Below are 17,520 nucleotides of genomic sequence, written 5' to 3'. Positions count from 1 at the left end.
TGAGAGTGTTTATGAAAAAGTTAGTTATTCTTTGTGCAATCACTTTAGGTTACTCGCTTCACTCTGTCGCAGCTGAAAGTGCGGCTGAGCTTCTAAAAGTCAGCGATCGCGCTCGTGGTGGCTTGAAAGACGGCGTTGTTTGGGATGCAAAAATCATCACTGAAGAAGATGGCGATAAGAGCGAAAGAACATTCACGATTAAAGCAAAAGGCAATGACGCCAACGTTGAAGCTCTGACTCCGGCCCGCAACAAAGGCGAAGTCTTCTTATTCAATGACCGCAATATGTGGTTCTTTAAGCCAAGCTTGCGCAAACCGGTTTCAATCTCTGCCCGTCAGAAACTTTCCGGCCAAGCGGCAAATGGCGATATCGCTTCTACGAACTATGCTCGTGACTACGATGCCAAAGATGCCGGCAGCGAAAAAATAAACGGCGAAGACGCCACGGTCTTGATGCTGAAAGCAAAATCGAACCAAGTGACTTACGATCAAATTAAGTACTGGATCTCTAAAAAGTCAAAACTCGCATTGAAGGCTGAGTTCATGACTTTGCAAGGAACTCCATTCAAAGTAGCGGAGTTTGAATACAATAACAAAATGACGGCAGAAGGTAAGACTTTTGCATTCATCAGCAAAATGACGATCACGGATTCGAAGTTCCCAAAGAACCGCAGTATCATTGAATACACTAAACCAAAGGCAGAATCCCTTCCGGCTTCTCTCTTTAATGTGAATAACTTGAGCCGATGAAGAGTCTGTTAAAAATAGCCCTTAGAAATGTGTTCTTGCATTGGCGCCAAAGCTTGGCGGCGACGATCAGTCTTGCTGCAGGCTTGATTTCTCTGGTGATGTTCCAGGGATACATGAAGGACGTTGAAAGAATCTATCAAGAATCCTTCCGCTCGCGCATGATGTGGGGAGATGTGGTGGTTGAAAACCTCAACCTCCGCCATGCCGAAGGCCGTGCAGAACCTTGGAAGTACGAAGTCACTCCTTCTGAGCAAGAATTCGTAAAAAAGTTCTTCGATCAGTATAAAAACAAAATCGATGCTTACAACCGCTTCCTTTCCATTAACGGAATGGTGACGAACGGTAAGACGTCGACGATCTTCCGCGGCTATGGCTATGACCTTGCTGAGGGTGAAAAAACCCGCGCGCCCGACTGGGGCTGGAATGCTCTCTACGGAAGTCCTCTTAAAGAACAGCACACGGTCTTGGTTGGGCAATCTCTCGGTAAAATCCTGGGCTGCGTTCCGGATCAAAAAGTAAAGATGATGAATGCGGTGGCAGGTTATAAACCGGAAGTTCGCCCTTTCCACTGCAGCTCTCCGGATATTCAACTCAACATCACAACGCCAGAAGGCCAATTAAACGCTTTGGATCTGCAAGTCGTGGGCTTGATGGACGCTCTTTACAAAGATATTGACGATAAGTTTCTCGCAACCTCTCTTGAGGATGCTCAGACACTGATGAACACGAAGAATATCAGTTACATCACTGTGAAGTTTATCGAAAAAGGCAGCTACATCGACGGCATCATCAAAGAATTCAACGCTGCAGCCGAGAAAGCCGGGCTCCAACAACGCATGTCCCGCTGGGAAAACCATATCATCGGTGAAATGTACGTCCGCACGATGAGCCTTCTTGGTGTTTTCAGAAACTTCGTGGTTTCAATCATCGTAGCCATCGCAGGTCTTTCTATCTTCAACACTATGATGAAGCTCGTGAAAGAACGTACGCGCGAAATCGGAACTCTTCGCAGTATCGGCTTCGTGCCGAAACAGATCTTGTATATCTTCGTGAGCGAAGCCGTGACTCTGTCGTTTATTGGCGGAGTGATCGGAAGCATCATTGCTATTGTGGGAACCTTGATCCTCAATGGAGTGGGTATCGTTTACAAAGCCGGCGTTCTTGTTGAGCCTGTCCCTTTCCAAATTCTTATTAGCCCGAATCTTTATGTTTTTAGCTTTATTTTCTTGAGTCTTTTGGCGGCCGTGACTACATGGATTGTGTGCCGTTCAACTCTTAAAAATAGCACTGCTGAAAACTTAACTTATGTTTAGAAACTCGATTATTCTAGCCCTGCTCTTGTGTGCGACGCTTCCAGCCGCTGCACAGAGCTTTCGCTGGGATATCGAGTGGTACAACTCTGTTCAAGGTATGGAACAAGATCAGGAAAGCCTGATCGACCCGACTGGCCGCCGCTTAGATAATCCAAAAGCTCGCTTTCAATCAGACCTCCGAATCAATACAAAATACACTTGGAAAAACGGCACACGTTGGGTCTTCCGCCCCCGCTTTCAGGGGTGGGCGAACCAATATCACTATCTTGATACGGATGAAACTAAGACCACCGTCACGGGCGAAGCCTCTCTTCCCGAGGCTTATCTTGAAGGCGATGCCACTCGCCGCCTGACTCTGGCAGGGGGCCTTCAGAACTATCAATGGGGACCGGCCGAATTTATCAGTCCGACCAATCCGTTCTTTCACTTCCGCCGCGATCAGCGCTCTTACACTTACCGTGAAGATGGGCGCTTCCTGCTGCGTGCGAATTGGAGCCCCAATAGCCGCTGGAGCGTCATTACCATCGCCGAGCCGATCAATAACGGCCAGTCGTTCTGGATCTACGAGCAAAAGTTTAAGCCCAAAGGGGTCGTGAAGATTGAATACCGGGGCCGAAATTCTTTGAATTACCTTGGCGTGGCGAGCGGAACCATCGACGACACCATTCCGTTTGTTGGCGAGTATTTCAATACTGAGCTCGTTCCGGGTTTTAGCATTTACCTCGATGCCCGTCACACTCATGGTTCGGCCCAGTACATGCCGGATATTTCGCCCGATCTTCTCTATGACATGGTTTATGTTCGCAATACTGAAACTTGGAATACTTTGGCTGTCGGCGGGATTCGCTGGGAAGGCAGCGTGGATTTCCGTTTAGAGTACGTTTACAACTCCTACGGTATGACCCAGGAAGATATGCTGGCGGCTTTCCAATCGGCAGTGCCTCAGCACCCACGTGGCGATGAAAACTTAAAACGTATCTTGGGTTCGGGCCGCGAGCTCTTAGGGCAGCACTATGGCTATGCCTCTTTGCGAATGCCCGATCTCTTTATTCAGAATAACAACGTCTTCCTTCGTTATATCCAGTCTCTGACCGACCAATCCTCTACGGTGCAGCTGGCTTGGGATACGGCCGTGGGCGATGCTTGGACCTTCTTTGCCGAGGCGAACTATAGCTTCGGAGACAACACTCAAGAACTCTCTGCCCTCGAGAGAGCCAGCGGCCAAATCGGCCTTAAATGGAACCGCTAACCCTGCGGAATTGCGTCTTTTAGAAATAATTCACTCTGTATAAACCCCTGACACTTTTGTAAAAAGCTTCGCGGGGGTTAAAAAATAACAATTTTCGGCGCTTTTCAGCTATAACCCTTTCCACAATATTAAGGAGACACTATGTCTGGGGTTATGGGGAAGTTCCTGGTAACGGGAATTGTTTTGAGTTCTATCGTCGCTTGTTCAAGCAGCTCCGACGACGGCAAAAATCTAACTGCACCGAAAGGGATGAACACATTTAGTTGTCAGTTCTCTTTAACTGAAGGTGGCACTGCTGATTATAGCGCCTTGGGTACTTCTAAAACGGCTCAGGCTTACTTCGATAAAGAGTTCAACTTGAACTACTTGGCAGCAGTATCTACATCAAGTGTTGATGAAACTCTTCATTTCGTTAACATGACGGGTGCGACTGTTTATAAGTCTGAATTGATCCCGACCAACCTTTGCTCTTCAAGCTTATTCTCTGGCGCGCAGACAATGCCTTCAGATATCTCTGATAAATGGAAGTCTTCCAATAAAGATTTACCAGAAGGCCAGGTTATCCTGGGTCTCTATTTGCCGAAGAAAGATTCTACCTTCTTCCCTTCACTTCATGATGGCGCTGCGATCATCGTTCGTGAAAATACAAATAGATGGACTCTTGTTCACGAATTCATGCATCACTTGTTCATGCTTCGTGCGGTTGAAACAGGTTACAGCGATGAAGCAATGAGAGCGGAATATTCGATTTCTGCAACTATCGTTGATGATATTGATTCAGATAAATCTTTGGGTATGTTTGAAAAATACCAAAAGATCGCTTTGCCGTTCGCAAGATTCGCAAATGCTCAAGACAACTTGCTTCTGCACTACTTCCTTGAAGAGATCACGATCGAAGCAACTTTGAAAGATGCTTCTGCAGCTGGCGTTCTGAAATACGTGCCAACTGAAGAAGGCAATTGGTACATTTACGAGAGTGCTAAAAAAGCTCTTAAAATGTATGAAAACGTAAGCGATGTCGCTGACAAAATGCTGATCTACTTGCCGTCTTCTGCAACTGCTGAAAGAGCTGCAATGACAGACTTGAAAGCAAGCATTGCTAAACGTAAAGCGACTATTGCGACTTTGAAAGCTCGCTTCCCTTACGATGATAATTCTCAGGGCGGTGTTCTTCTTGCTGGCGCAGCACCATCACATGTTGGTTGCTCTCACACTGAAGAAGGCGAAAAGATTATGGCAATCGGTAACAAAGTAACCGATAAGCTTAAGAACTTACACTAGACTTAAAAGCGACACTGCAAGTGTAACCGGGAACAGCTTCAAAAAACTGTAGATCCCAATCTGAAAGGCTTCCGAATTCCAACGGAAGCCTTTTTATTTTCCAGCTGGTCTCATCGACCAAAACTTCGTGAACATTCTTAAAGACACCACCGCCAACAGTTTTGACAAGGGCCTCTTTGCCGGACCAGAACTTGGCGAAGATCTCGGTTTGCTTTGCCGGATCCGCTTCTTGTTTAATCAAATCTGTTTCAGGTGGCGAAAAGAACTTCTCCGCGATCTGAGTCAGATGCTGAGGTTGGCGAATTTGCTCAATATCAACACCGACCTCACCTTTTTCAGTGAGGGCGATCGCGAAGTATTCAGCACTGTGGGAGATATTGAAATCAAGGTGTACAGTGGGATTCATCAGAACCGGCTTGCCCTCACCGACCTTTTTGAATTGAATGACATTGGGACTTAATCCCATATACTTCGCTAAAAGATTCTTGAGCACAAAGCGTGTCTGCAGGTATTCATTTTTGCGCTTTTCATTACTGAGTGTGCCGACGTAAGTGATCTCTTCCAAATTCAGAAAAGACTCCGCAGGCTCACTGAAGTCCGTAGCGAACTGATGAACCTGCAAAAGATACTTTTGCTGAGAGTCTCCGGTTTCAAAGGCTAACATTACTTGAAGTTCTTTTTAAAACCCTGCCAGCAGTCTTGATAATCCTCTTGGAGGAAATCCTTCTGCATAGCAAAGTCTGTCAGCATATAAGGAGCACGGCTTTCAAACATGAACGCCAAAGTGTTTTCAAGTTTGTGCGGCTTCAAGTCTGCGCTGCTCGCTTTTTCAAACGTATCAGCATCAGGTCCGTGAGCTGAATAGAAGTTATGTAAGCTGCCTCCACCAGGAACAAAGCCACCGCTGGTCTTTGCGTCGTACACGCCATAGATCAGACCCATGTACTCGCTCATGCAATTACGATGGAAGTACGGCGGACGGAAGGTGTGTTCACCCACCATCCAACGTGGCGGGAAGATCACAAAATCCACGTTCGCAGTTCCAAGCGTATCACTTGGTGAAGTCAGAACTGTAAAGATCGAAGGATCCGGATGGTCAAAGCTCACAGTGTTGATGGTGTTGAATTTACGAAGATCGTACTTGAATGGAACATAGTTCCCGTGCCAAGCAACAACATCGAGTGGTGAGTGATTCATCTCTGCACTCCATAGCTGATCAGAGAACTTACCGATCAACTCGATCTTAGCTTCGATATCTTCGAAGGCCGCGTGCGGAGTTTCAAAGTGACGAGGATGTGCAAGACCATTAGCACCGATCGGGCCCAAATCCGGCAAACGGAAAGGCGCACCAAAGTTTTCACCGACATAACCACGGCAAACAGATGACAATGGATTTACTTGAAACTTCACACCGCGTGGAACAACCACGATCTCGCCCGGTTCCGCATCGATGATCCCCATTTCAGTTTTCACCTGAATAGATCCCGACTGCAGCACAAACATCATGTCACCATCGGCATCCATGAAGTAACGAGAACCCATCACTTTATTGAATGCATAGAGGTGAATATGCAGACCTCTTTGCTCAATAGCAGAACCGATGCCGCAAACAGTGCGCAAGCTTTCAACGAAATCTTGCGGAGCTGCAGGAAGTGGAAGCGGATTCCAACGCATTTGATTTGGATTAATGTGTTTTGGCTTGAAAAGAGTCTTCTCAGTCAGCTCTTTCATCGGCACAAAGGGTTTGTGCATAACAGAAGGACGAATACGATAAAGCCAGCTTGCCAAATTGTGAGCACGTGGTGCGGTGAAGGCCGTGCCACTCAGTTGTTCAGCATAAAGTCCCTGCGGTGCAACCTGCGGAGAGTTTTGATTTAGTGGCAATGCATGAGGGCGTGCCTCTGACGAAAAGTGATTTCCAAAGCCTGACAAGTATTGTTTTTCCATGCTAAAAAGATAACCAGGTTTCACCTCTGAAAGTCAAAGGAGATTTTATGATTCGCTTGGGGCTCTTCTTCGCATTTCTCTCTCTGATTCTCGCCTGCTCGCACAAGGCTGTTGAGACAAAAATACCCATTTCACCACAAAAAGGTTTCGACGCAGAACTGAGTAATTATGCCTATCCGTTCCCGGTGGAATACTTCAAATTGAACGCTCAGGGACAAGATTTAAAAATGGCCTACATGGACCTGAAACCCGCTCAAGCAGCGCAAGACACCATTGTCCTACTCCATGGGAAGAACTTCACCGGCGCTTACTTTGCTCAGCTCGCTAATGCCCTTGTGGCAAAGAATTTCCGGGTGATCATTCCCGATCAGATCGGCTTTGGCAAATCAACAAAACCAAAGAGCTTCCAATATTCTTTCCAAGCTCTGGCTACGAATACAGATGCGCTGATGGAAAGTCTCGGCATTCACAAGTATCGCGTTTTCGGACACTCGATGGGTGGGATGGTCGCAACTCGCTTAAGCCTCATGCATCCAGAGAAAGTCACTCGTTTGTATTTGGTTAATCCGATTGGACTTGAGGACTGGAAAACCATGACGAGCTATCGCACGATTGATGAAAATTATAAATCAGAGCTCGCAAGCACCCCCGAGAAAGCCAAAGCCTATCAGCAAGAAAATTATTACGGCGGCTCTTGGAGGCCCGAGTATGACAAATGGGTTGAAGTGCCTCGCGGTTGGATGGAAGGACCCGACTATCCCCTGATCGCATGGAACTCTGCCCTGACTTCAGACATGATTTTCACTCAGCCGGTCGTTTATGAGTTTAAGAATCTCAAGCAGCCTACAGTGCTAGTGGTTGGACAAAAAGACCGCACCGCTATCGGCAGAGCATGGGCGCCTGAGGGAATGAAAAAGAAAATGGGCGATTATCCAAAGCTGGGCCGCCAAGTGGCGAAGATGATTCCAAAGGCAACACTGATTGAAATCAAGAACGTCGGTCATCTGCCTTTCATTGAGGATTTTGATGGCTTTTGGAAAGTATTCGAGCCAAATTTGAAGTAACAAACAACAAGGAGCAAAATATGAAATCACTCATCGCGAAATATTCTGTCGCCCTCAAAAAAGGGAATACTTACTCTTGGACTATTCTCATTGTCCGTCTCGTCGTTGGCTTAGCCATGATGATGCATGGCTGGATGAAAATTCAAAACCCTTTTAGCTGGATGGGCCCTGATGCTCCGGTACCGGGAATCTTCCAAGGACTTGCTGCGCTCTCGGAATTTGGCGGAGGTCTCGCTTGGATTTTAGGTCTTTTGACTCCACTTGCATCTTTGGGAATGTTCTTCACAATGGCAGTGGCCGCTTCGACTCATATGGGTCGTGGCGATGCTTTTGTAGGAACACCGCCAACCTATGAGCTGGCTTTGGTCTACTGTGTTCTTAGCCTTTTCATCATGCTGAACGGCCCAGGGAAGTTCTCGGCCGACTATAAGATTTTTTCCCGCTAAACTAGTCTATAGGCAAGGACCCGGCCATTAAGTCGGGCCTTTTAAACCGCGATAAGAATGCATGAGACTTTTCTCTGCATTCTTTTTTTTCGCCCTTCTTAGTACGACGGCAGTGGCTCAGCAGCTCACAAGCTCCGTCTATGAATGCAGTTTTCAGAATAATTTCGTGACGACTCAAAGTGTGCGCATGAAGGACTACTTTGATACGCAACTGGGGCAACGTGCCGGCAAAATTGATCTCTTAGACAATTTAGTTTCTATTGAAAGCACTCCTGTTCTGGTTTACCAAATTCCCTTTATAGAACAGCAGTTCTATGTACAGATTTGGTATTCCAAAGAAGTTCGGGTGGATTCGCAAATGTCGCTGACTGGCTCCAACAGGACCTTTCCGGCCACCTATCACAAAGGTTCTTTGCAACAACAACTGTTTTGCACTAACCTCAGCAATTGATGAATAAGAAAAAAGCCAGCGTACAGTTTATTTTTGCCACCATCTTTTTAGATTCACTAGGAATAGGTATTTTGATTCCTGTTTTGCCGGATTTAATCCGCCGTTTTTCCGATGATCCAAGCTTTGTCAGCCACTACTACGGATATTTTATTTCCGTCTACGCGTTGATGCAGTTTGTGGCATCTCCAGTTCTGGGTGCACTTTCAGACCGCTTCGGCCGTCGCCCGGTTTTGCTGGTTTCCCTCATCGGCGCCGTTCTTGATTATATTCTGATGGCGTTCGCGCCAAATCTTTCGATCCTTTTCATTGGGCGTGTGATTGCGGGTCTTACCGGTGCCAGCATGACGGTGGCAACTGCTTACATGGCGGATATCAGTGATGACAATAATCGTGCGGCGAATTTCGGTTTGATTGGCGCTGCGTTTGGTTTTGGATTTATCGTCGGTCCCGCCATCGGTGGCTTCACAGGTTCGATGGGCCATCAGTACCCTTTCTTGGCCGCGGCGGCTTTGAATCTTTTAAATTTCGTCTTTGGTGTTTTCATCTTGCCGGAGTCCTTGCCAAAAGAACTTCGACGCAAAGTCGACCTTACAAAGTTGAATCCCCTGAAGTCCCTCGTAAAAATTTTGAAGCCTTCGCCGATTTTGGCGCTGATTTGGGTGAACTTCCTTCTTTATTTTGCGGGCCAGGTGCATCCGGCCAGCTGGGCGCTTTTCACCGAATATAAATTTAAATGGTCACCGACGGATATCGGTATTTCTCTTTCGGTGGTGGGGATTGCCACCGCGATTGTTCAAGGGGGCCTGACTCGCATTTTGATTCCAAAGCTGGGCGAGTGGCGTTCCGTTTTTGTTGCCATTGTGGTCAGCGCTGTCGCGTACGCAGGCTACGCGTATGCAACAGAGAGCTGGATGATGTACGCAATCTTGGTACCATCGGCAATTGCAGGTATCGCCGGACCGGCACTCCAGTCGCTGATTTCCCGCGAAACCCCATCGCAGGAACAAGGTGAACTTCAGGGAACACTGGTTGCTTTAATCAGTCTTACCGCCATCTTAGGTCCACTCCTTTACACAGAGTTGTTTGCGCGTTTAACAGCGACGGGAATTGAAAGCCCCTTCCCCGGCGCACCTTATGTAGCGGCTTCCATCATTACTGTGATTTCAGGAATTATCTTCGCCGCTCATCGCGCTCCAAAAGCTCAACCTTAATTGCCATTCCACAGTTTTTCTGTAGACACAAGACGTTGGTCCAGTTCTAATTTGGAACTGGCATCCGCGCTTGGCTCTCTCTATCAGCGGCAGGATGATCAGCATCGGAGGGGGAATCATCATGAAAACTACTATGTTAAGTCCACTGCTGTGGATTATTTTGGCAACGTCCACGAGCTGGGCGGAGTCTGTCATCAACGTGACAAACTTGAATCAAACTTTGAAAAAGCAAAACGCGACTTGGGTGGCAAAAGACAATTGGCTCACTCAATTGCCGAAGGCTGAAGTGAAAAGAATGATGGGTTTGCAACAAGCTCCGGCGGTGGACGTCGAGTTCGTTGTGCCACAACAAATGAACACGCAAGACGTCTTGCCTGCCACTTTGGACTGGAGAAATAAAGACGGTCGCAACTGGGTATCACCAATTTTGAATCAAGGAAGCTGTGGAAGCTGCGTCGCTTTTGCCGCTATCGGGGTCCTTGAAACACAATTGAATATTTCTTCTTTGTTGCCGAACCTGAACATTCGTTTGTCACCATCTCACCTGTTCTCTTGCGGTGGCGGGGCTTGTAACTATGGTTGGATGCCAGAATCAGCAGCTCGTCAGCTATTGAGAAGCGGCGTCACAGATGAGGCTTGCATGCCTTATCTTTCTGGCGCAACTGGTGAAGACGTTGCTTGTAACTCTGCTTGCGCGGATGTTGCACAACGCACTTACAAAATTTCTAACTACACGACTCCGACAAGCTACGCGAAAAACGTAGACTCTGTGAAGAGAGCTCTTCAACACGGACCTGTAATGACCTCTTTGTCAGTCTACGCTGACTTCATGTCTTACGCTGGTGGCGTTTACAAGCACACAACCGGCGAATACTTGGGCGGTCATGCGATCTCTATCATCGGTTACGACGACACTACTCAATCATTCATCATCCGCAACAGTTGGGGCGAAGACTGGGGTGAGGGCGGTTTCGGTCACGTTGCTTACTCTGATTCTTCAGGAGTTGGTAGCTCGACTTGGGGCTTCGACGTTCCGGCAATGGGTGGCGCGGTTTCTATGTTGAGCCCACGCGATTACACTTATGTAACGGGTGCTACGAACTTCCAGGCAGAATCAACGATCCAAGCCACAGACGCAGTAAACTTCGCTGTCTATGGGCCGGGTAACAAATCTGCAGTATGGGCTTCTTCATGCACAGGTGCAAACTGCACAGCAAACTTCGACAGCATGAAATTGGCTGACGGCCGTTACGAAATCCAAGCAGTTGCTACGAATGCACACGGCGACAACTTGGGGACATCAACTCGTCAGTTCTTCTATGTGGTGAACAAAGCTCCAACATTGAGCTTGTCATTCAAAGGTAAGACCGACTTGAGCCGTCCCGTGAGCGATCGCATCGAGTTCGCAATCACGACACAATCAAGCAGCGTCCCTATGAGTTCTCTGGAGTTCCACTTTAAAGATGCTTCAGGCAAAGAAACAACTCGCGTAAGCAACGTTGTATTGCCAAGCATGGTAACAGGCTGGAGAACCAACCTCGTACCAAACGGCAAATACGAAATCTGGATGGTCGGCCGCTTGAAGTCCAACTCAATGGACCTCAACACCGAAAGCCAACACTACACAGTCACAGTACAAAACTAAGACTGAGTACGGTTGAAAAACAAAACCCACGCTGATGAGGCGTGGGTTTTTTTATTCCGCAATGTGCAATTTTTAAAGATTTAATAGAATGAGAGAATTTAGAGTAAAAAATTAATAGCCTCTTATTTTTCTTAGCTCTTCCGTTGAGTAAAATCGAACATTCGACATTTCTTTCGCTTTACCGTTAGTCTTGATATTCTCAAAAATGATGATTGGACCATACATGTATCCTTTCACCCCTTTTTTTTCGTCTAGTGTAGACTTAACCGTAAGAGTATATCCTTCTCCAACATAAAAAGTTGTTCCACCGTCAGAAAGATCAGGTTTTTTGGGATCTGGAATCGCATGGATTGGTTTTTTCCCCGAAAGTACTGCCTCAAAATCTTCTTTGGCGTTAGATTCCACTTTAGAACTGCTCATGCTGGTTTGATCCTTTTTGTTTTCAGACGTTGAAGCTTTAACACATGCACCCAACATCATCGCAGCACAAAATATCAATATTTTCTTTGTCATTTTCTCCCTCTTCCACTTTTCTCTTATTAAGTTTACCTAAATAATCACTTAAACGGAACTGGACTCGGTTGAAACACATTCCATTTTCCTGATCCAAAGACCGTTAAATCTCCAGTTGTATAAATGCCCAATATATCGTCAGGTGCCGTGACTGATACCCCTAGAATATTTGACAGTTGCTGTGCAAAGTTAGTTTTTCCAGGCCCCGCTGAGCCTCCTGTCGAGCATGAATTTAACTGCACCGATTGACCTACGTAACCAGGACTGTTTTGAATCATTTGAGCCACTTGCTGAGCGCTCAAAGGGCTGCCATTAGGGCCATACATGCTAGCTTGGTTGCCATGGCCCCCGACTGAAAAGCCATAGGGCGTTGGTGTTATATTAAAATCGGAGCTGTGAATTCTTTCCGCTGGTGGGAAAAGGTTTATATCGCTCAGGCCCGAGGGATCAAGTCCGTTAATAGGATCGTTAGCGACATAGCCGTAAAGATTTGCCTGACCACCTCCAAACAGAATCGGATCTTTCGATGTCCATCGCCCAGAATCAGGATCATAATCACGAAATCCAAAGCGAACTAGCTTCGAAGTTTGATCATAAACTCCGCCGGCAAATCCAAATGGTTGTAGGCCCGGATTTGTATCATTTGTTACTTTACCCCATTCATCATAGTCCATTCTCTGTTGAATTACGCCATCTGAAGACCTTACGACTAGGCGAGGTGAACCAAGATGGTCTTTAAAAATTCTATATCTAACCCCACCTGAAATCATGTAGTCAGCAGCATTGCCAGGCGTAGCAAATGCAAAAACCTTTTGGATTACGCCAGGGCCTGTAAGTTGGGCCGCAATTCTATACTTATCTTCATAAATATATCTGAAGTTTACGTTAGACGTGCCAATTTTCTTACCGACTCTTCTGTTAAATGGATCCACAATATAGTCATGCACCGTTCCCGCAGTATCAGTGAACTGATCAAGGTTTCCAAAAACATCGTAACTATAAGATGTCGTGTCGGTAGTATTCCATTGAATCTGGGAAAGATCTCCGTTTTTATTGTATGAATAAACTCTAGAATTATAAGTTAATAACCTATCCTGATCGTCAAAAGTTGCTGTAAAGGCAACGCCGGCAGTTTGGCCGGATGTTCTATTGCCGCTACCATCGTAGTTGTAACTAGAATAAACGACGGAATTCTTTTTAATTTCTGACAATCGTTCTTGAGTATCATACTGATAGTCCCAAGTGTCTGTGGTGCCTCCAATAGATTCCACTTTTTGGCTAATACGGCCAAGAACGTCCCTTGATAAAGAATAAGAATACAAAACTGTTTCGACACTTGTATTAGGATCAATATACTTTGCTGTATACGTTGCAAGAGCACCATTTACATCATACGTCCTAGCATCGTAGACATTGTCGAGCTTAGTCGTGGATAGACGACCGCTTGGGTAAGTATAATAAAGATAGAGATCACTTAATCTATTAAGTTTTACATCAAGGTTGTAATAATAATTTAGAGTTGTCGTGGTCGAAGCGTTACCTTTGACAACTCGGGTGCTTGGCATATCAATATAAGTATTATCAAAATACCAATTTACGCGGCCAAATACGTAATCGTCGGATTTCCTTCTTTGCTCATCGCTCGCAAGTCTCTCACCAGAATATTGTAAAACATCTCTAATGCCATAAGCATTACCAATAATATTTAACCGCTTAGAATTCGCGTAATAGACAAGATTTGTTGGTCCTGCTGGGCTGGCAATTGAAGTCAAAAGCCCACTTGTTGCATTATAGGTATAAGTTGCAACTTTTCCGTCCGGTCGAGTAATTGTCGAAAACTGCTTATCAAGATTGTAGGTATAGGTTGTGTCTTTCGGAGTAAAAGATAAGTTCGGTGGAGCATATTTAGAAACCCTTTCGAGTAGATTATATTCAAAGACATGCTTTGGCTTACTTGAGGGCGTGATTCCGGTAACATTTCCATTTTGATCATACTCAATTGCGGTAACCGTAAGATCTGGTTTCGTGATTGAAGTAACTCTTCCAGCTAGATCATACCCATAAAGAGTTTCTTGATTTAGAGCATTTTTTATTTTTTGGATTGTGCCATCAGTGTTGTAGATAAAGTCAGTTCGCTTATTGGTACCTTGCTTAAAGTAGCTGATTCTACCGTAAGCATCAAATGAGATTTCCCAAGGAGTATCAGTTCCTAATTGTCCTTGTATGGTTCTTCCATAGTTATCAATTTTCTCTTTAAAAGTAGTCCCTTCAGTAGTTGAAGTTGTAGTTTCTTTATTTGTCCCGTCATAAGATTTTGTAATTACCGAAGCGCCACTTGCTCCTCTTGCAACAGTTTCCGTTCTTGTACTTACTGTGAATGGATCTCCGGACGTAAATAATGTCGCTTGCCGTGAAATAGTAGTGGACTCAGTATTCCCGCCCCAATTTTGACTGATCCAATTCGCATATTTACCGGCATCTCCCCAAATAGGATCGGATGAAAATAAACGATAGTCACTCGTGTATAGAACTGGTGGATAATACGCTTGTTTAGTATTTGAGCTTATATAAGATTGAGTTTCACCTGTCGGCAAGTACTCGGTTCTTGTGGTTTCATTCGTCTCAGGATTATAGACAACATCGTAGGAAGTCGATCTTCCCATCTGGGAAGTTTTAACTAATGGCTTATTTGCCAAACTAACATTTCTAACGAGTTCCCAAAAATTACCAAACGCTCCAAGTTCTTTTATTAAATTTCCGTCGGAGTCATAGGTAAACGTTGTTGTTTGGCCCCCAGGTTTCTGAAACGTAGCCATGAGTCCGGTTGATCCATATGTCATATTGTAGATTTCACTAGCTGGATTTGTAACTGAAGCAATGAAACCATTCGTATCTAAAGTAATCGCGGTGTTTTTCCCATAAGGACTAGTAATTCCAGTAATCGCTCCACTGCTACGATTTATAGTTGTTTCGTTGCCAAATGCATCGGTGATTTTTGTTAAGCAATCATTTGAATCATAAGTCATTGTCAATAAGGCTTGGCCAGTAAGTGCGGCGCGAGTTTCCAAATGACGTCCATGAATATCAAATATATAACCTTCCTTTTCATCTGGGCTAAGCACAGCATATTCGCCAGTAGGTAATGTCTTATAATCTGTATTTTTAAAGGTTCCGGTTCCAAACCAAACTCTTTTTGAAGCAACATCCAAAAAATGAACTGGAGTAATATTCCAACCCGCCATGCAAATTCTTGATGGAAGAAATGTTCCTATTGTCAGAGATCTTTGATCCTCAAGTTCAAATGCCGTGCCATTTTTATATTTTGCTTTGTAGGTAATTGGAATAGCATTCAAAACCGCGTTTGAACTACTATCTAAGTGATTCCAAGTGTAGTTGAAATTAAGATTATCGACTGGTGTGAGACTGAAATTTTCTGTGCGACCAGCGAAATTCAATTCCACGTCTACAGAAGTAAGACTAGTTGGTGGAGCTGTGCCAAGTACAGCGACATTAATACTGCGACCCTGCTTGTAGCCTAGTGTTCTTTGGGAATCATAAGTTAAACTCCAGTTCGTACCGACTATCGGAATAGACTCAACAAATGTCTGTGCATCAATATTGATCACAGATCCTTTTCCAGTGGCTGGGCATTGTCCCCCATTTCCCCCGCTACCTGGAGGAGATCCCGGTCGACCGCTTCCTACCCGACTTGAATCGGCCGTGATTTGACAATTGCGAAACCAAAATGCGGGAGCAATACAAAGATCAGAAAACAAAGTGTGAGCTCCATCAGAGCAGACAAAACCCATAGTTATAAATGGTTGTCCTGGAGGGCAACTACTTTGGAGGGTGGCTCTATCATTGACATCTTGAGTGGATCCACATTCCATAGGCACGGTCGGGCAGGAGCTTCCATATGCAAGCGCGCTCAAAAATATACCGCTGAAAAGTAGTAAAAGCTTTTTCATAGAGTCTCCAGATTCATTTTAAAAATTTATAAAATGGTTTTCGATCGTATAAACTAAGTCAATTTAATATTTAAATACAAATTGTTTAATAAATAAAACAGCAAAAAATGATGAGGCTTAATTGAGGAATAGTCGCAATAGTTAACTATGCGAATTGCTGATGTTTCTATGTATTCAACATCGCCATCGAAAATAATTTTCTGATAAGCTAATACCTATAGTTGAACTAGATAGATCAATAAAATTCTGGACCCAGTAAAAATTATTTTACTTGTTGCCCATTCCTATTTTTTTCTGAAACACTACAGAAATCCGAAATATTTTCTAGCTAAAATTTTTCTTTAGTGTTTTATGTGTTCTAAAATTTAAGAAATATAACATTGATTAAATATTATCTTTTAAAAATAATATTTCTACTGCTTACAGCTAACACAAACCCGGTTATCGCCGAAGACCATTTTAGAAACATTCTTACTGAAATACCGTCCACCACACTTTGAACATTTGTAGTTCAAGACATGTAAGTACAGTAAGTAGAAGAGACATCCCGGAATTATCGCCGCGAAGATGAGTGCAACCCAGTCGCCCGTGTGATTGAAGTATTTTTCTTTAAGCTCTGCCAGAATTACCACTAAAGGAACAAACAGTATTAGAGCGACTCGTATATACAAAGCTGATTTGCTCTTCATATCGCCGTGTTTCGTTTTATTATGTACACAATAAGACTACTTCACTGGCCCCACTGCACTCAACCAAATACCGAAAACAATACGTAGGGCGATTAGTATGAGCAAGACTATCCACATTCGACGGTAAGTCTTTAGTTTCTTAAGCCCCTGCTTGCTAAAGAAGTTGTGCTCCCCTTGCATTGATGTGAATGATAGATGCATACGCTTTTGAAAATCGAACTGATTGAGCTCAACCGGACGAAGAACGAACAGCATGCATAGGAAAAGAATGATCGGTAATCCCATCAACGCCATTCCAATATAACTGCCGTAGCTCACGAGCACTTCATGGGGCATAAGACTTTCTCCTTACGCTCCCAGAATTTCTAGGAAACAGTTTAAAAACAATTTCTTTGACATGAACTAGACTTAATTTAGTTTCCAAAAAAAGTTGGTTACGTTTTTTTCTAAAGAGAAACAAACTTCGAAGCGCCGGGGTAAAAAGGGCTTTATCTTGAAGCAGGTTTGCGCGGAGAGGAGACAACAGTGATTTCAACTTTGTCAGTGCCGCGACTGATGAAACCTAATTTCTGTGCCGCTGCTTTTGATACGTCGATGATTCGTCCTTTCGCAAAAGGACCGCGATCATTGATTCGAACAGTGACAGCTTTTCCAGTCGTGAGACTTTTCACTTTAACCATCGAGCCCATCGGCAAAGTTCTATGAGCCGCCGTGAGTGCATTCATATTAAACTTCTCACCGCTCGCGGTGCGCTTACCTTGGTGATTCGCTCCGTACCACGAAGCAGTTCCGCGCTGACCTTTTTTCTTTTTGGTTTTCTTGCTCTGTGAGTGAGTTGTCTTTGAACGAGAAGACTTCGCGTGAGTCACCGAACCCACGCCGAAGAAAAGCGCCATGAAAAGTGTCATTGCGACGAAGCCTCTCATACCCTTTTCTTATCGGTCGTGAGAGGTTCGAGTTGAGTTTTTTCCTGGACGTCGGTCGAAGTTCGTCA

Annotated in this window: 15 protein-coding genes; 9 read left to right on the top strand and 6 right to left on the bottom strand. The window is 44.9% G+C overall.

Features of this window, described 5'->3' with window-relative positions; translation table 11 throughout:
* The first annotated feature begins 11 nt into the window (after positions 1 to 11).
* The 4 genes from JSU04_03530 (at position 12) to JSU04_03515 (ending at position 4,592) form a co-directional block, all read left to right on the top strand.
* Entirely contained in the window at positions 12 to 749 is a 738-nt protein-coding gene (locus JSU04_03530; GenBank protein ID MBS1969347.1) for an outer membrane lipoprotein-sorting protein, read from the top strand.
* Positions 746 to 2,062: an ABC transporter permease gene (locus JSU04_03525; GenBank protein MBS1969346.1), complete on the top strand. Its 1,317-nt coding sequence runs from the start codon at positions 746 to 748 to the stop codon at positions 2,060 to 2,062. Before JSU04_03530 ends, JSU04_03525 begins: the two co-directional genes overlap by 4 nt.
* The gene (locus tag JSU04_03520; GenBank protein MBS1969345.1) at positions 2,055 to 3,311 is read left to right on the top strand and encodes a hypothetical protein; all 1,257 of its coding nucleotides are present in this window, start codon (positions 2,055 to 2,057) and stop codon (positions 3,309 to 3,311) included. The genes JSU04_03525 and JSU04_03520 overlap by 8 nt, the downstream gene beginning before the upstream one ends.
* Positions 3,312 to 3,452: 141 nt before the next feature.
* Entirely contained in the window at positions 3,453 to 4,592 is a 1,140-nt protein-coding gene (locus JSU04_03515; GenBank protein ID MBS1969344.1) for a hypothetical protein, read from the top strand.
* Here the strand turns inward: JSU04_03515 and JSU04_03510 are convergent.
* On the bottom strand, positions 4,576 to 5,256 hold the full coding sequence (locus JSU04_03510; GenBank protein ID MBS1969343.1) for a 4'-phosphopantetheinyl transferase superfamily protein: 681 nt from the start codon (positions 5,254 to 5,256) through the stop codon (positions 4,576 to 4,578). The two genes, JSU04_03515 and JSU04_03510, sit on opposite strands and share 17 nt — an antisense overlap.
* Complete coding sequence (locus tag JSU04_03505) at positions 5,256 to 6,539, bottom strand: homogentisate 1,2-dioxygenase (protein MBS1969342.1); 1,284 nt, start codon at positions 6,537 to 6,539, stop codon at positions 5,256 to 5,258. Before JSU04_03505 ends, JSU04_03510 begins: the two co-directional genes overlap by 1 nt.
* Positions 6,540 to 6,586: 47 nt before the next feature.
* Between JSU04_03505 and JSU04_03500 the strand changes: the two genes are divergently transcribed.
* The 5 genes from JSU04_03500 to JSU04_03480 all read left to right on the top strand — a co-directional run bounded on the left by JSU04_03500 (position 6,587) and on the right by JSU04_03480 (position 11,356).
* Positions 6,587 to 7,603 (top strand): alpha/beta hydrolase, encoded by a 1,017-nt coding sequence (locus JSU04_03500; GenBank protein ID MBS1969341.1) that lies wholly within the window; start codon positions 6,587 to 6,589, stop codon positions 7,601 to 7,603.
* A gap of 20 nt (positions 7,604 to 7,623) precedes the next feature.
* Positions 7,624 to 8,049, top strand: coding sequence for a DoxX family protein (locus tag JSU04_03495; GenBank protein MBS1969340.1), 426 nt, complete (start codon positions 7,624 to 7,626; stop codon positions 8,047 to 8,049).
* A gap of 61 nt (positions 8,050 to 8,110) precedes the next feature.
* The gene (locus JSU04_03490) at positions 8,111 to 8,500 is read left to right on the top strand and encodes a cell wall hydrolase (protein ID MBS1969339.1); all 390 of its coding nucleotides are present in this window, start codon (positions 8,111 to 8,113) and stop codon (positions 8,498 to 8,500) included.
* Entirely contained in the window at positions 8,500 to 9,711 is a 1,212-nt protein-coding gene (locus tag JSU04_03485; GenBank protein MBS1969338.1) for a TCR/Tet family MFS transporter, read from the top strand. Before JSU04_03490 ends, JSU04_03485 begins: the two co-directional genes overlap by 1 nt.
* A gap of 121 nt (positions 9,712 to 9,832) precedes the next feature.
* Entirely contained in the window at positions 9,833 to 11,356 is a 1,524-nt protein-coding gene (locus JSU04_03480; GenBank protein ID MBS1969337.1) for a hypothetical protein, read from the top strand.
* Between the two features lie 111 nt (positions 11,357 to 11,467).
* On the opposite strand, the gene JSU04_03475 is transcribed toward JSU04_03480, so the two are convergent.
* The 4 genes from JSU04_03475 to JSU04_03460 form a co-directional block, all read right to left on the bottom strand.
* A complete protein-coding gene (locus JSU04_03475; protein MBS1969336.1) occupies positions 11,468 to 11,869 on the bottom strand; it encodes a hypothetical protein in 402 nt (133 codons plus the stop codon).
* Between the two features lie 44 nt (positions 11,870 to 11,913).
* The gene (locus tag JSU04_03470; protein ID MBS1969335.1) at positions 11,914 to 15,837 is read right to left on the bottom strand and encodes a hypothetical protein; all 3,924 of its coding nucleotides are present in this window, start codon (positions 15,835 to 15,837) and stop codon (positions 11,914 to 11,916) included.
* Between the two features lie 725 nt (positions 15,838 to 16,562).
* Positions 16,563 to 16,862, bottom strand: a complete 300-nt coding sequence (locus JSU04_03465; protein ID MBS1969334.1) for a hypothetical protein — start codon at positions 16,860 to 16,862, stop codon at positions 16,563 to 16,565.
* 152 nt (positions 16,863 to 17,014) lie between these two features.
* Positions 17,015 to 17,452, bottom strand: coding sequence for a septal ring lytic transglycosylase RlpA family protein (locus tag JSU04_03460; protein MBS1969333.1), 438 nt, complete (start codon positions 17,450 to 17,452; stop codon positions 17,015 to 17,017).
* Positions 17,453 to 17,520 lie beyond the last annotated feature (68 nt).

This window comes from Bdellovibrionales bacterium, assembly GCA_018266295.1.
Lineage (GTDB): Bacteria > Bdellovibrionota > Bdellovibrionia > Bdellovibrionales > Bdellovibrionaceae > JACMRP01.
This window is presented reverse-complemented; position numbering and strand designations above follow the sequence as displayed.